The sequence below is a fragment of the Jannaschia sp. L-14R genome (genome assembly GCF_056857695.1).
The window spans coordinates 62,360-75,497 of sequence record NZ_JBSXNP010000008.1 but is presented as its reverse complement, the minus strand read 5'-3'; the positions used below and the strand labels follow the sequence as shown (position 1 = coordinate 75,497).

Sequence of the window (13,138 nt, the reverse complement as noted above, 5' to 3'; positions counted from 1 at the left end):
CGGGCTGACGACATACAGGTTTGCAAGCGGCCCGGCCCCTTCGGATCACATGCGCCGCGCTTCTTCCTGAAGGCGCGTCTCGAACGCACGGCTGAGATGGTCGCGTACCGCATCGGCCGCCGCATCGCCGTCGCGGGCTTTGATGGCGTCGACGATCGCCAGATGTTCCGTAAGGGCCGCCGCGCCGCGCCCCTCCACCGCCAGCGAAGTCGTTGCCATCAGCGCCATTGAGCGGTGCACCGACCCCAGTTGCTGAACCAGATAGCGATTATGTGACGCCAGATGGATCTGCCCATGAAACCGCCGGTTCGCCCGCGCCAAAGCCCGTGCATCGCCCAGCAAAGCCGCATCCTCGTCCACCATCCGCTGCAGCACGCGAATTTCCTCACGGGCGGCATGTTGTGCTGCCAATCGGGCGGCCAATGCCTCCAGTTCGGTCCGCACGGCATATAACTCCGCCATCTGATCATGGTTCAGCGTCGCCACCATCAGGGATCGACCATCCCGGACCAGAACCGATTGCGTTTCCAGACGCTGCAATGCTTCGCGGACCGGCGTCCGGGAGACGCCAAACCGATCTGCCAACTCGCTTTCCACCAGACGGTCGCCGGGCTGGAAATCACCCCGGTCGATGGCGTCCAGGATCAGCGCATGCGCATCCTTCTGAGCGATCTGCCCCATGGTCGGCTCCCCTGTTGCGCCACAGGCTAGACTCGCCATCGGCCACAGACAACCAAGCCGACAGGCAGAACGGACAATGGACAGCGGCACGACGTCATCTCGACCTTGACCCCGGTCCGCCCCCCGGTCACACCCGCTGCATGTCGCTCGCCTCCGCTTTCGATCACGTGACCACCTGGGTCTTCGACCTTGACGAAACGCTCTATCCGCCGACCTTCCCCCTGTTTCCGCAGATTGAGGCGCGGATGGCGCAATGGATCGTGACCGAACTGGGCGTCGACCTTGCCCAGGCCGACGCGTTGCGGCGACGCTGGTGGCACGATCACGGCACCACGCTGGCCGGACTGATGCGGGAGCATGGTGCCGATCCCGCCCCGTTTCTGGCCCATGTGCATGACATCGACTTTTCCGTGCTGCGCCCCGACCCGGACCTGCGTGCCGCGCTCGCCGCCCTGCCCGGCAGACGCGTGATCTATACCAACGGCACCGCGCCCTATGCCGAAAAGGTGCTGGCCGCCCGTGGCTTGTCGGGAATGTGGGATGCGGTGCATGGCATCGAACACGCGGACCACCATCCGAAACCCGACCGCGCGGCCTTCGAAACGGTCTTCGCGCGGGACAGGCTGGACCCGATGCGCAGCGCCATGTTCGAGGACAGCGCCCGCAACCTGTCCGTTCCGCACGAACTGGGCCTGGTCACGGTGCACGTCGGACCAGAGCGGGCTCCGGGCGCGCATATCCATCATCACGCGCCCGACCTGACGGCCTTTCTGCGCGCTATCGTGGCCACTGGAACGTGATGCCCCCGCGCTCTAGATGTTGCCCATGACGCTTTTCGACACCGATATCGTAATCGCGGGCGCGGGCCCCGCGGGCCTGGCGGCGGCCTGCGTACTGGGCACCGAAGGGCACCGGGTCACCTTGATCGACCCCGCCCCACCGGTCACCGGCGAAGCGGACGCCGGTGCCGACCTGCGAACGACGGCGCTGTTGCAACCGGCCCGCGATCTGCTCGCGACTGCGGGTGCCTGGGATGGGCTGACCGCCTCGGCGACACCGCTCTGGACCATGCGGATCGTCGATGCGGCGGGCGCGGCCCCCGTGAGCCGCGACTTCGAGGCCCGCGACCTGTCCGACAGGCCATTCGGCTGGAACGTCCCCAACTGGGCCCTGCGCGATGCCCTTCTCTCGCGGGTCATGGCACTGGACACCGTCGAAACCCGGTTCGGCAGGTCGGTGACCGGGCTGTTGCAGCGCACGTCCGGCGCGCGCGTCACGCTGTCCGACGGAAGCCGGTTGACGGCGCGGTTGGTGCTGGCCTGCGATGGCAAGAACAGTCCGTTGCGCCGCATGGCCGGGATCGGGGTGCGCCGCGTCGATTACGGCCAGACCGCCCTCGTCTTCGTCGTCGGGCACGACCGGTCGCACGGCGACGTGTCGATCGAAGTGCATCGCACCGGCGGGCCATTCACTCTGGTGCCGCTTCCGGATCGGGACGGGATGCACCGCTCATCCGTTGTCTGGATGGACGACGCGGCACAGCAGGCAAATCGGATGGCAATGGACGATGACGCCTTCACGGCACAGGTGCAGGACCGGTCCGCAGATGTCATGGGGCCGCTGCGTGTGCTGTCCGACCGCGCCGCCTGGCCGATCACCTCCGCTTTGGCCGAACGTTGGACCGCGCGCCGGTTCGCCCTGGCTGCCGAGGCCGCGCATGCGATGCCTCCGATCGGGGCGCAGGGTCTGAACACATCTCTCAAGGATGTGGCCGCCCTGCGCGATCTTGGTGGCACATCCGAAATCGGGTCGGATGGAATGCTGGATGCTTACGCCCGGTCGCGGCGGGCGGATGTCGCGTTCCGCATGGCCGGGATCGACCTGCTCAACCGCAGCTCCATCGCAGGGCTGGCCCCTGTTCAGGCCCTGCGCGGCAAGGGACTTGCCCTGTTGCACGACCTGGCCCCGCTACGGCGCGCAACGATGCGTATGGGGCTGGGGTCAGGCACGGACTGAAAGCACATCTCAATCCGGAAAGACCTGGTCCACGACCCGTTTCAGCCGCCCGACTGTCGCGTCCACATCCATCAGCTTGTCCAAACCGAACAGACCGATGCGGAACGTCGAGAAATCCGCCGGTTCATCGCATTGCAGCGGCACGCCCGCCGCAATCTGCATGCCGTGGGCGGCGAAGGCCTTGCCGGTTTTGATTTCCTCGGACGGAGCATAGCTGACAATCACGCCCGGCGCACCGAAGCCTTCGGCGGCAACAGACGGCACACCCTTGGCGGCTAACATTTCGCGGACCTTTGTGCCCAACTCCCACTGCGCCGACTTCAGCCGGGCAAAGCCATACGCGCGCGTCTCGAACAGCGTGTCGCGAAACACGCGCAGGGCGTCGGTGGGCATCGTGGCGTGATAGGCGTGGCCGCCCGCCAGATAGGCCTCCATGATCTGCGTCCATTTCTTCAGGTCGATGGCGAAACTGTCGGAGGTGGTCGCCATGACGCGGGCGTATGCGGCGTCGGACATCAGAACCAGCCCGGCGCAGGGCGATGCGCTCCACCCCTTCTGCGGCGCGGACAGCAGCACGTCGACGCCGGTTTCCGCCATGTCGACCCAGATACATCCTGACGCGATGCAGTCCAGAACCATCAGCGCACCCACCTCATGCGCCGCGTCCGACAGCGCCTTGACGTAATCGTCGGGCAGGATCACGCCCGCGCTGGTTTCAACGTGCGGTGCGAAAACGATATCAGGGCGGGTTTCGCGGATGCGGGCCGTGACCTCCTCGATCGGGGCAGGCGCGAAGGGGCTGCGGCTGTCATTGCCGGACTGGCGCGCTTTCAGAACCTCGGTCCCCTCGCTGAAGGCTCCGGTCTCGATGATCTGCGACCAGCGATAGCTGAACCATCCGTTGCGAACGATGAGGGCCTTGGCCCCCTGCCCGAACTGCCGGGCGACCGCTTCCATCCCGAAGGTGCCGCCACCGGGGATGATAGCCAGGTGTTCGGCATTGTAGACCTCGGTCAGACCGGCATGCAGATCGCGCATGACCTGCTGAAAGCCGGCTGACATGGAATTCAGCGAGCGGTCGGTGAACACCACGGAAAATTCGTCCAGACCCTGTGGGTCGACCGTGTCTAGAAGGGCCATGCGTCGTCTCCGCCAATGATTTCGCAAGAGTGTTTCATGTCGGGCGCGGACCTTCAATGCGCCTGTCGACACCCCGTCAAAGCGGCCCCGGCAGGCGTTCCTCGGACAGCAGGACATTCGCCTCCACTTCGCCGACACCGGGCAGGGCCATCACCCGCCTGCGCAGGACACGCTCGAAATCGGCCAGATCGCGGGCGGTGATCCGCAGACGATAATCATAGCGGCCCAAGACATGTTCGACGCGCCGCACTTCGGGAATGGCAGCAACCGCCCGTTCGAAATCTTCCAGCGAGACGCGACCCTTGGTGGCCAGCTTGATCCCAAGGAAGACCGTCACCCCGAAGCCCAGCTTTTCCATATCGAACGACAACTCCCGCCCCCGCAGGATGCCCGCATCGCGCAGCCGCCGCAGCCGCCGCCACGCCGCCGGTTGCGACAGGCCCACGGCCCGGCCCACGGCCCCGGCAGACAGTGTGGCATTGGTCTGCACCACGCGCAGGATCGCGCGGTCGGTAGCGTCGATAAGGTCTGTCATATCGGCAGGCTCTGGTCGGTCTTGACGTTCGCGACATGCATCAGGGCCTCGATTTCGGCGATATGCGGCAAGGTCAGAATCCGGTCGCGATACAGCGTCTGCCAATGTCCCATATCGCGCGCGATCACCGTCAGGCGCAGGTCGACACGGCCCAGAAATGTCTGCATCTGCGTCACCTCCGGCACTTTGCGGGCGGCATCCATGAAACGGTCGAAGGCCCCCGGCACGGTCTTGTCGAGCTGGATCCGAAGGCTGACTTCGACCGCATATCCCAGCGCACCCCAGTCGATCACACCATGCACACCGCGCAGCACGCCCGTTTCCCGCAATCGGTCGATGCGGCGGGACACGCGGGCCGCGGGCAACCCGAGGATGGCGGCAAGATCGGTCGCCGTCAGATCGGGATCGGCCTGCCATTGGCGCAAAAGATGGCGGTCAATATCGTCTAACATGAAAAACACGATATTTGATTGATTGACGAATGACTATCGCAAAAATTTGCCAAAATTTCCAAGGAACCCTTCTCGGCTTCCCCCATCCACGCCGCTATCCCTCCCGCCAGATACACCCCACGGAGGACTCCCGATGCGCGTTTACTATGACCGCGACTGCGACGTTAACCTGATCAAGGACATGAAGGTCGCCATCCTCGGCTATGGCAGCCAGGGCCACGCCCATGCGCTCAATCTGCGCGATTCTGGCGCGAAGAACGTCGTCGTCGCCCTGCGCGAAGGCTCCCCCTCACGCGCCAAGGCCGAAGGCGAAGGCCTGAAGGTCATGGGCATTGAAGAGGCCGCCGCCTGGTGCGACCTGATCATGTTCACCATGCCCGACGAATTGCAGGCCCAGACCTACAAGAACCACGTCCATGACAACCTCAAGGACGGCGCGGCCATCGCCTTCGCCCACGGCCTGAACGTCCACTTCGGCCTGATCGAGCCCAAGCCCGGCGTCGACGTCATCATGATGGCGCCCAAGGGCCCCGGCCACACCGTGCGGGGCGAATACGTCAAGGGCGGCGGCGTGCCCTGCCTTGTCGCCGTCGACAACGATGCCTCCGGTCGCGCGCTGGAAATCGGCCTGTCGTATTGCTCGGCCATCGGGGGCGGACGCTCCGGCATCATCGAGACCAACTTCCGCGAGGAATGCGAAACTGACCTGTTCGGCGAGCAGGCCGTGCTGTGCGGTGGTCTGGTCGAGCTGATCCGCATGGGCTTCGAGACGCTGGTAGAGGCCGGTTATGCCCCGGAGATGGCCTATTTCGAATGCCTGCACGAAGTGAAGCTGATCGTCGATCTGATTTACGAAGGCGGCATCGCTAACATGAACTACTCGATCTCGAACACGGCCGAGTATGGCGAATACGTCAGCGGCCCGCGCATCCTGCCCTACGACGAGACCAAGAAGCGCATGAAAGAGGTTCTGACCGACATCCAGACCGGCAAGTTCGTCCGCGACTTCATGGCCGAAAACATGGTCGGACAACCTTCGTTCAAGGCCACACGCCGCCTGAACGACGAGCATCAGATCGAAGAGACGGGCGAAAAGCTGCGCGGCATGATGCCGTGGATTTCAGCCGGCAAGATGGTCGACAAAGCGCGCAACTGATATCTGTAAGTCATGACTGACGAAAGGCCGCCTCAGGGTGGCCTTTCTCTTTACTGGCGGGGCCTGATCTGTATGGACCCGCGTCTGCCAGTATCCCCGGCTGCTCGCATCGTGTGTATGCTCAAGCTCCGGCGAAATGAGGTTCCCTGGCGCTAATGATCGCAACTGAAGCATGGCGATCATGCGCGGCCGAGCCGCATACCCTGTCCAACCGCCTGCCCAAAGGCTAGGTCCGCGATCATGGCAAGCACGACCGACACCCCCGTTTCGCAACCGACCCTCGGCAACTATGCTTCGGTCATCGCCCTCGGGCTGATTTGGGGTGGCACGTTCATGGTCGTGTCCATCGCCCTGCGCGGCTACGGTCCGGTCACGGTTGCCACGGCGCGCACGACTCTGGGGGCTGTGGCGCTGCTGTCGCTGGTGGTGATGATGGGCCGACCGATGCCGCGATGGTCGGGCCTGCTGGCCGGATACATCGTGATGCTGGGCCTGCTGACCACGGCGATTCCCTTTCTTCTGCTGTCGTGGGGTCAGCAATACGTCGCCTCGGCCTTCGCGGGCCTGTCGATGGCGGTTCTGCCGCTGTTCGTATTGCCGCTGGCGCATTGGCTGGTGCCCGGCGACCGGCTGACGTGGCGCAAGGGCAGTGGTTTTGCACTGGGTCTGACGGGCGCTCTGGTCCTGCTCGGGCCGGGCATAACGGCGGCGGGTGGCGGCGATCTGGTGGCATTGGGTCGGCTGGCCTGCATCGCCGCGACGGTTTGTTACGCCGTCGGCTCGATCCTGACGCGCCGCTGCCCACCCATCGACGGAATGTGGCTGTCGGCGCTGACGCTGGGGGTCGGGGCCGTTGTCCTGGTGCCCACGATGTTTGTGGTCGAGGGCGCGCCGGGCGCGGCGGACCCCGGCATCATGGCGGCGATCGTCTTTCTGGGACTGGTGCCCACGGCCTTCGCCGTCCTGCTCCGGGTACAGGTCATCCGCTCGGCCGGGCCGTCGTTCATGACGCTGGTGAACTATCAGGTGCCGGTCTGGTCGATGCTGTTCGGCGCGCTGATCCTGTCCGAAGATCTGCCCGGCCGGTTCTATCTGGCGCTGGCGCTGATCGCCAGCGGTCTCGCCGTGTCGCAATCGGGTGGGCGCAAACGCCTCTGACGCCGCGCCATCGCACGCGCCTCGCTTGACAGCGCAGTCCCGGCGGCGGACACCGCTTGAATGCTGGACGTGCGCCCCGTCGGATACGTGATCGGCCTTTTGCTGATGGCCCTCGGCGCGTCGATGGCGCTGCCGCTTATCGCCGATATCATCGAAGGGAACGGCCATTGGCCGGTCTTCGTCGAATCCGGCCTGATCACCATTCTTGTCGGCATGTGCATCTCGCTGGCGACGGCAAACGCGGTGCGCGACCGGCTGTCGCTGCAACAGACGTTCCTGCTGACCACCGCGGTCTGGCTGATGCTGCCGGTCTTCGCGGCCCTGCCGCTGATGATCGGAGCCTCCGATCTCAGTTATACGGATGCTTTCTTCGAGGCGATGTCCGGCCTGACCACCACCGGCTCGACCGTCATCACGGGTCTGGATGATCTGCCGGCGGGCATCCTGCTCTGGCGCGGGCTGCTGCAATGGTTCGGCGGCATCGGCGTCATCGTCGTTGCCATGGTATTCCTGCCGGAACTGCGCGTCGGCGGCATGCAGATTTTCCGGTCCGAGGCCTTCGATACGATGGGCAAGGTTCTGCCCCGTGCGGCACAGATCAGTTCCACCATATCCTCGATCTACCTGGGGATCACGGTGCTCTGTGCGCTGGCCTATGGCGCGGCGGGCATGGGCATGTTCGATGCGATCGTCCATGCGATGACCACTGTGTCTACCGGCGGGTTCGCCAACTACGATGCCAGTTTCGCAACGTTTCAGGGTCCGACGGAATACATCGCCACGGTCTTCATGCTGGCCTCGGCCCTGCCCTTCGTCCTGTATGTGCAACTGGTGAACGGGTCGGGTCGGCCGATCCTGTCGAACAGTCAGGTGCGGGCCTTCCTGGGTACGGCAGCGACACTGGTGATGACGGTGGCAGGTGCGCTGATCCTGTTCGACGACTTTTCAATCGAACAGGCCATACGCGAAGCCTTGTTCAACATCGCCTCGATCCTGACCGGGACGGGCTATGCCAGTGTGGACTATATGCAGTGGGGCGGATTCATCATCGCCATCTTCTTCTTCAGCGGATTGATCGGCGGCTGTGCCGGATCGACGACCTGTTCGGTCAAGATATTCCGCTACCAGATCCTGTTCGCGGCGGTGAAGGCACAGATCCGCCGTGTGCATTCACCCCACGGCATATTCCGGGCGCGCTATGACGGTGTGGCGGTGTCGGAAGACGTGCTGTCTTCGGTCATGGCGTTCTTCGTGCTCTTCGTCGTGACGCTGGGCGTTTTTTCGGTGGCACTGGCGATGACCGGGCTGGACCTTGTGACCAGCGTTTCGGGCGCGGCCACGGCGGTTGCCAACATCGGGCCGGGTCTGGGCGACATTATCGGCCCTGCGGGCACCTTCGCGTCGCTGAGCGACACGGCGAAATGGTTGCTGGCAGCCGCGATGCTGATCGGGCGGCTGGAGCTGATGGTGGTCTATGTATTGTTCACGCGGCGCTTCTGGACGGCCTAGCGTCAGGATTCATAACCGAACATGCTCCGCCGGGGTCTCTTGCGGGCAGATCTCGGTCCGCGCTGCTGATCAGCGCCTTTCGATCGCGTCTGCACCCTGCGTTGACGGGCCTGATCATGCCGCTTAGACGCGGTTTCGACCGGATCGGAGACGCCAGATGACCGTGCATGACGCCCCCCGCAGCTTTCAGGAGATCATCCTGCGGCTTCAGACCTACTGGGCGACCAAGGGCTGCGCCATGTTGCAACCCTATGACATGGAGGTCGGCGCGGGCACGTTCCACCCGGCCACGACACTGCGCGCGCTTGGGCCAAGGCCCTGGGCCGCGGCCTATGTGCAGCCATCGCGCCGCCCGACCGACGGGCGTTACGGCGAGAATCCGAACAGATTGCAGCATTATTATCAGTATCAGGTTCTGATCAAACCCAGCCCGCCAGACCTGCAGGAACTGTATCTGGGTTCGCTGCAGGCCATCGGCATCGACGCCGGTCTGCACGATATCCGTTTCGTCGAAGACGACTGGGAAAGCCCGACACTGGGCGCCTGGGGGCTGGGCTGGGAGGTCTGGTGCGACGGTATGGAAGTCAGCCAGTTCACCTATTTCCAGCAGGTCGGCGGCCACGACTGCCATCCAGTGTCGGGCGAACTGACCTACGGACTGGAACGTCTGGCGATGTATGTGCTTGGCATCGATCACGTCATGGACATGCCGTTCAACGACCCCTCCGCCGCGATTGCGCTGACATATGGCGACATCTTCAAACAGACCGAGGAAGAATACGCCCGCTGGAATTTCGACACAGCCGACACCGCCGTCCTGCTGCGCCACTTCGATGAGGCCGAGGCGCATTGCGCCGAAATCCTGTCGCAACCGGCCGACGACCCCAAGACCGGCAAACGCATCATCATGGTTCACCCGGCCTATGACCAGTGCATCAAGGCCAGCCATATCTTCAACCTGCTGGATGCGCGCGGCGTCATCTCGGTCACCGAACGCCAGGCCTATATCGGGCGCGTCCGGGCGCTGGCCAAGGCCTGCGCGGATGCCTTCCTTCTGACCCGCGCGGGCGGCTGGACCGAGGACGCGGCATGAGCTTGGCACGCAATCTGCGCGTCGCCTTCTATTCTGCGCTAAGCAAGCTTCCGGGTGCCAGGGGACGGCGCTATGCCCGCAAGCGGCAGGCGGCGCGAAAGCCGGTTGTCCAGGCTGCGTTCGACGCCGCAGTGAAAGCGGCGTAAGGGCAGGTCTGCATCGATCTGGGCGCAAATATCAGCACATATTCCGTCGCCACGGCGCGCCACGCCGCCGCAGGTGACCGCGACGACACCGTGCCCCTCTATCGCCGGGTCGATTTCGATGCCGACCCGGCGCGCCTCGATACCGACATCGGTGTCCTCAAGATCGACATAGAAGGCTCCGAAGTGGCCCTGCTGGAGCGCCTGCTGAACGACCCCGTCTGCGACCGGATCGACCATATCTTTGTCGAGACCCATGAGCGCAGTTTGCCCGAACTCGCCGCCCGGACGGATGCGCTCCGGCAAGCCGCCAGATTCCGCACACACCCCAGGATCGAGATGGACTGGCACTGACCGCACCCTGCCTCGCGCTTGCCCCGGCCCAAGGCTCGTTGTAACCCGCCCGGACCGCCGCAACCCCGGAAGGGACCAACATGGGCAAGTTCGCCGTCATCGCCATCCTCGTCACCTCGCTGCTTGTCGGCGGCGGTATCTGGTATGCCCAGACGCGCGGCTATTATGCCCCCGCCGACGGCCCCGTGACCCTGACGCTGGCGTCACCGGACGGCGCACTGACGACCCTGCCGGCCCAGAACGTGGAGGCGATCATCTCCAACGCCTCCCCCTTGGGGTTTCGCGCTTGTTTCCAGCACCTTCTGGACGTCTCCACCCTGGGCGCGGAAATTCCGGTAATCCTTCGGACCGACCCCGGCCCAACCATCGCACCCGACTGGTTCGACTGTTATGACGCTGGTTATGTCGGCGAATTGCTGACCTCGGGCGAAGCGGTGGCCTACACGGCCTATCCGAACGTCGCCTACGGGGTGGATCGCGTCGTCGCGCTGACCGGCGACGGGCGCGGCTGGGCCTGGAACGAACTGAACGATTGCGGCCGCAAGGCTTACGACGGCACCCCGGTGGGCGAGGCCTGCCCCGACCGCGAAACCTACGAGCCGCTGATCGAGGGAAGCCTCTAGATATGTCCGACCTGCTGATCGAGTTGTTTTCCGAAGAGATTCCGGCGCGTATGCAACGCCGCGCCGCCGACGACCTCAAGCGCCTTGTCACCGACGGTCTGGTCGAGGGCGGGCTGACCTATGCGGGCGCCATCGCCCATTGCACGCCGCGTCGCCTGACGCTGTCGATCCACGGGCTGACCGACGAAAGTCCGACCACCACCGAGGATCGCAAGGGCCCCAAGGTCGGCGCTCCGGAAAAAGCGCTGGACGGATTTCTGCGCTCCACCGGACTGACGCAGGACCAGCTTGTCGTGGCCAACGACAAGAAAGGTCAGGTCTATATGGCCCGGATCACGAAACCGGGCCGTGCCGCGCCCGCAATCGTGGCCGAGGTGCTGGAGGCGGCGGTGCGCGGTTTCCCCTGGCCGAAATCCATGCGCTGGGGCACCGGGTCGCTGAAATGGGTGCGCCCGCTGCGGTCGATCCTGTGCATTCTCGTGCGCGAGGACGGGGCGGAAATCGTGCCGCTGGACATCGACGGTATCGTTTCGGGCGTTACGACCGAAGGTCACCGCTTCATGGCGCCGGGCCGCTTCGCGGTGAAATCCTTCGACGACTACGAGGCCAAGCTGAAACGCGCGAAAGTGGTTCTCTCGTCCGAAGAACGCGCCGACGCCATCTGGCAGGACGCCACCAATCAGGCCTTCGCCGCCGGGCTGGAGGTGGTCGAGGACAAGGGCCTGCTGGCCGAGGTCGCGGGGCTGGTCGAATGGCCCGTCGTGTTGATGGGCGAGATCGGGGCCGATTACCTCGACCTGCCGTCCGAAGTGCTCCAGACCTCGATGAAGGAGCATCAGAAGTTCTTCTCGGTCAAAGACAAATCCGGCAAGATCGTCCGCTTCATCACCGTCGCCAACCGCGAAACGGCAGACCACGGCGCGACCATCCTTGCGGGCAACAACAAGGTGCTGTCCGCGCGCCTGACCGATGCGAAGTTCTTCTGGGAGAATGACTTGCGCATTGCCAAATCGGGCGGTGACGATTGGGCTGCGCCCTGGCTCGACGCGCTGGGCAATGTCACCTTCCACGCCAAACTGGGGAGCCAGGCCGAGCGCATCGACCGCATCGCCGCCCTCGCCCGCGAAATCGCCCCCGCCGTCGACGCCGACCCCGATCTGGCCGAGCGCGCCGCGCGCCTGGCCAAGGCCGACCTGTCGTCGGAAATGGTCTACGAGTTCCCCGAATTGCAGAGCCTGATGGGCCGCTACTACGCCCAAGCCGCAGGCGAAGCACCGGAAGTCGCCGCTGCCGCGCAGGAGCATTATTCGCCGCTCGGGCCGTCCGACGACGTGCCGACCGCGCCAGTCTCGGTGGCCGTGGCGCTGGCGGACAAACTCGACACGCTGGCCGGATTTTGGGCGATTGATGAGAAGCCGACCGGATCGAAGGATCCCTATGCGCTGCGGCGGGCGGCTTTGGGGATTATTCGGTTGGTGTTGCAGTCGGAACTGTCGCTTCCTCTCGGTCGAATTATTAATTCCGCACTCCTTTCTTCTGAAGAGAACGCAAGGAAGCGGTCTCGGATCGCTTTGCAATCCGTCCTCGCGGCCGCTGACGGTTTACCCGATCCAAAGAGTGACCCACTGGATATTCTCGAACCAGTCGACGAGAAAGACCGCATAGAACCGCGACTTTCCGAAGAAGAAAACCTCCGCAGAGAAAACCTCCTCGCCTTCCTCCACGACCGCCTCAAGGTCCACCTCCGCGACGAGGGGATTCGTCACGATGTCATCGACGCCTGCCTGACCGGCGACCGGACCGACGACCTGACCGACCTTGTGGCCCGCGCCCGCGCCCTCAATGCCTTCCTGACCACCGATAACGGGGAAAACCTAACGCAGGGTTACCGGCGGGCGAAAAACATCCTGACGCAGGCCGAAGAACAGGACGGTGTCGAATACAGCTACGGCGCCGAGCGCAAGCTGGCCGAGACCGACGAGGAGCGCGCGCTGTTCGATGCCATCGAAGCTGCCCGTCCGAAGATCGATGCGGCGCTGGCGTCCGAGGACTACCCCGTCGCCATGACCGCGCTGGCCGACCTGCGCGCGCCGGTGGATGCGTTTTTCGAGGCGGTGCAGGTCAATGCCGATACTCCGATCCTGCGCCGGAATCGCCTGAACATGCTGTCGGAAATCGTGCGCACCTGCACCAAGATTGCCGACCTGTCGCGGATCAGCGCGTAAATATGGTATGCTCCGGGTAATACCGGAGTAATACCCGACGGCATACCGGCAAC

14 protein-coding genes are annotated in these 13,138 nt (G+C 64.4%); 10 read left to right on the top strand and 4 right to left on the bottom strand.

Annotation, left to right across the window (positions count from 1 at the left end; all coding sequences use genetic code 11):
* Window positions 1-45: 45 nt before the first annotated feature.
* Window positions 46-681 carry a GntR family transcriptional regulator gene (locus AC13C2_RS03220; protein ID WP_092764550.1) on the bottom strand — a complete coding sequence of 212 codons (636 nt, stop codon included), beginning with the start codon at window positions 679-681 and terminating at the stop codon, window positions 46-48.
* A gap of 140 nt (window positions 682-821) precedes the next feature.
* Here AC13C2_RS03220 and AC13C2_RS03215 point away from each other — a divergent pair, with 140 nt between their 5' ends.
* Both AC13C2_RS03215 and AC13C2_RS03210 read left to right on the top strand, forming a co-directional pair.
* On the top strand, window positions 822-1,481 hold the full coding sequence (locus AC13C2_RS03215; protein WP_482885920.1) for a pyrimidine 5'-nucleotidase: 660 nt from the start codon (window positions 822-824) through the stop codon (window positions 1,479-1,481).
* 25 nt (window positions 1,482-1,506) lie between these two features.
* A complete protein-coding gene (locus tag AC13C2_RS03210) occupies window positions 1,507-2,697 on the top strand; it encodes an FAD-dependent monooxygenase (RefSeq protein WP_092764747.1) in 1,191 nt (396 codons plus the stop codon).
* A 9-nt stretch (window positions 2,698-2,706) separates the two neighbouring features.
* Here the strand turns inward: AC13C2_RS03210 and AC13C2_RS03205 are convergent, their stop codons facing one another.
* From AC13C2_RS03205 to AC13C2_RS03195, 3 genes are all read right to left on the bottom strand, one after another.
* Window positions 2,707-3,837 carry an aminotransferase class V-fold PLP-dependent enzyme gene (locus AC13C2_RS03205; protein ID WP_482885919.1) on the bottom strand — a complete coding sequence of 377 codons (1,131 nt, stop codon included), beginning with the start codon at window positions 3,835-3,837 and terminating at the stop codon, window positions 2,707-2,709.
* A 76-nt stretch (window positions 3,838-3,913) separates the two neighbouring features.
* On the bottom strand, window positions 3,914-4,372 hold the full coding sequence (locus tag AC13C2_RS03200) for an Lrp/AsnC family transcriptional regulator (RefSeq protein WP_339640516.1): 459 nt from the start codon (window positions 4,370-4,372) through the stop codon (window positions 3,914-3,916).
* The gene (locus AC13C2_RS03195; RefSeq protein ID WP_339640515.1) at window positions 4,369-4,824 is read right to left on the bottom strand and encodes an Lrp/AsnC family transcriptional regulator; all 456 of its coding nucleotides are present in this window, start codon (window positions 4,822-4,824) and stop codon (window positions 4,369-4,371) included. The genes AC13C2_RS03200 and AC13C2_RS03195 overlap by 4 nt, the downstream gene beginning before the upstream one ends.
* Window positions 4,825-4,957: 133 nt before the next feature.
* Between AC13C2_RS03195 and ilvC the strand changes: the two genes are divergently transcribed.
* From ilvC to glyS, 8 genes are all read left to right on the top strand, one after another.
* Window positions 4,958-5,980 (top strand): ketol-acid reductoisomerase, encoded by a 1,023-nt coding sequence (gene ilvC, locus AC13C2_RS03190; protein WP_339640514.1) that lies wholly within the window; start codon window positions 4,958-4,960, stop codon window positions 5,978-5,980.
* Between the two features lie 240 nt (window positions 5,981-6,220).
* Complete coding sequence (locus AC13C2_RS03185) at window positions 6,221-7,138, top strand: DMT family transporter (protein ID WP_092764540.1); 918 nt, start codon at window positions 6,221-6,223, stop codon at window positions 7,136-7,138.
* Between the two features lie 60 nt (window positions 7,139-7,198).
* Window positions 7,199-8,647: a TrkH family potassium uptake protein gene (locus AC13C2_RS03180; RefSeq protein WP_482885918.1), complete on the top strand. Its 1,449-nt coding sequence runs from the start codon at window positions 7,199-7,201 to the stop codon at window positions 8,645-8,647.
* Between the two features lie 157 nt (window positions 8,648-8,804).
* Window positions 8,805-9,740: a glycine--tRNA ligase subunit alpha gene (locus AC13C2_RS03175; RefSeq protein ID WP_474521462.1), complete on the top strand. Its 936-nt coding sequence runs from the start codon at window positions 8,805-8,807 to the stop codon at window positions 9,738-9,740.
* A complete protein-coding gene (locus tag AC13C2_RS03170) occupies window positions 9,737-9,886 on the top strand; it encodes a hypothetical protein (RefSeq protein ID WP_482885917.1) in 150 nt (49 codons plus the stop codon). The genes AC13C2_RS03175 and AC13C2_RS03170 overlap by 4 nt, the downstream gene beginning before the upstream one ends.
* 90 nt (window positions 9,887-9,976) lie before the next feature.
* The gene (locus AC13C2_RS03165; protein WP_482885916.1) at window positions 9,977-10,237 is read left to right on the top strand and encodes an FkbM family methyltransferase; all 261 of its coding nucleotides are present in this window, start codon (window positions 9,977-9,979) and stop codon (window positions 10,235-10,237) included.
* Window positions 10,238-10,317: 80 nt separating this feature from the next.
* Entirely contained in the window at window positions 10,318-10,860 is a 543-nt protein-coding gene (locus AC13C2_RS03160) for a DUF6446 family protein (RefSeq protein WP_092764532.1), read from the top strand.
* A 2-nt stretch (window positions 10,861-10,862) separates the two neighbouring features.
* On the top strand, window positions 10,863-13,085 hold the full coding sequence (gene glyS / locus AC13C2_RS03155; RefSeq protein ID WP_482885915.1) for a glycine--tRNA ligase subunit beta: 2,223 nt from the start codon (window positions 10,863-10,865) through the stop codon (window positions 13,083-13,085).
* The last annotated feature ends 53 nt before the right edge of the window (window positions 13,086-13,138 follow it).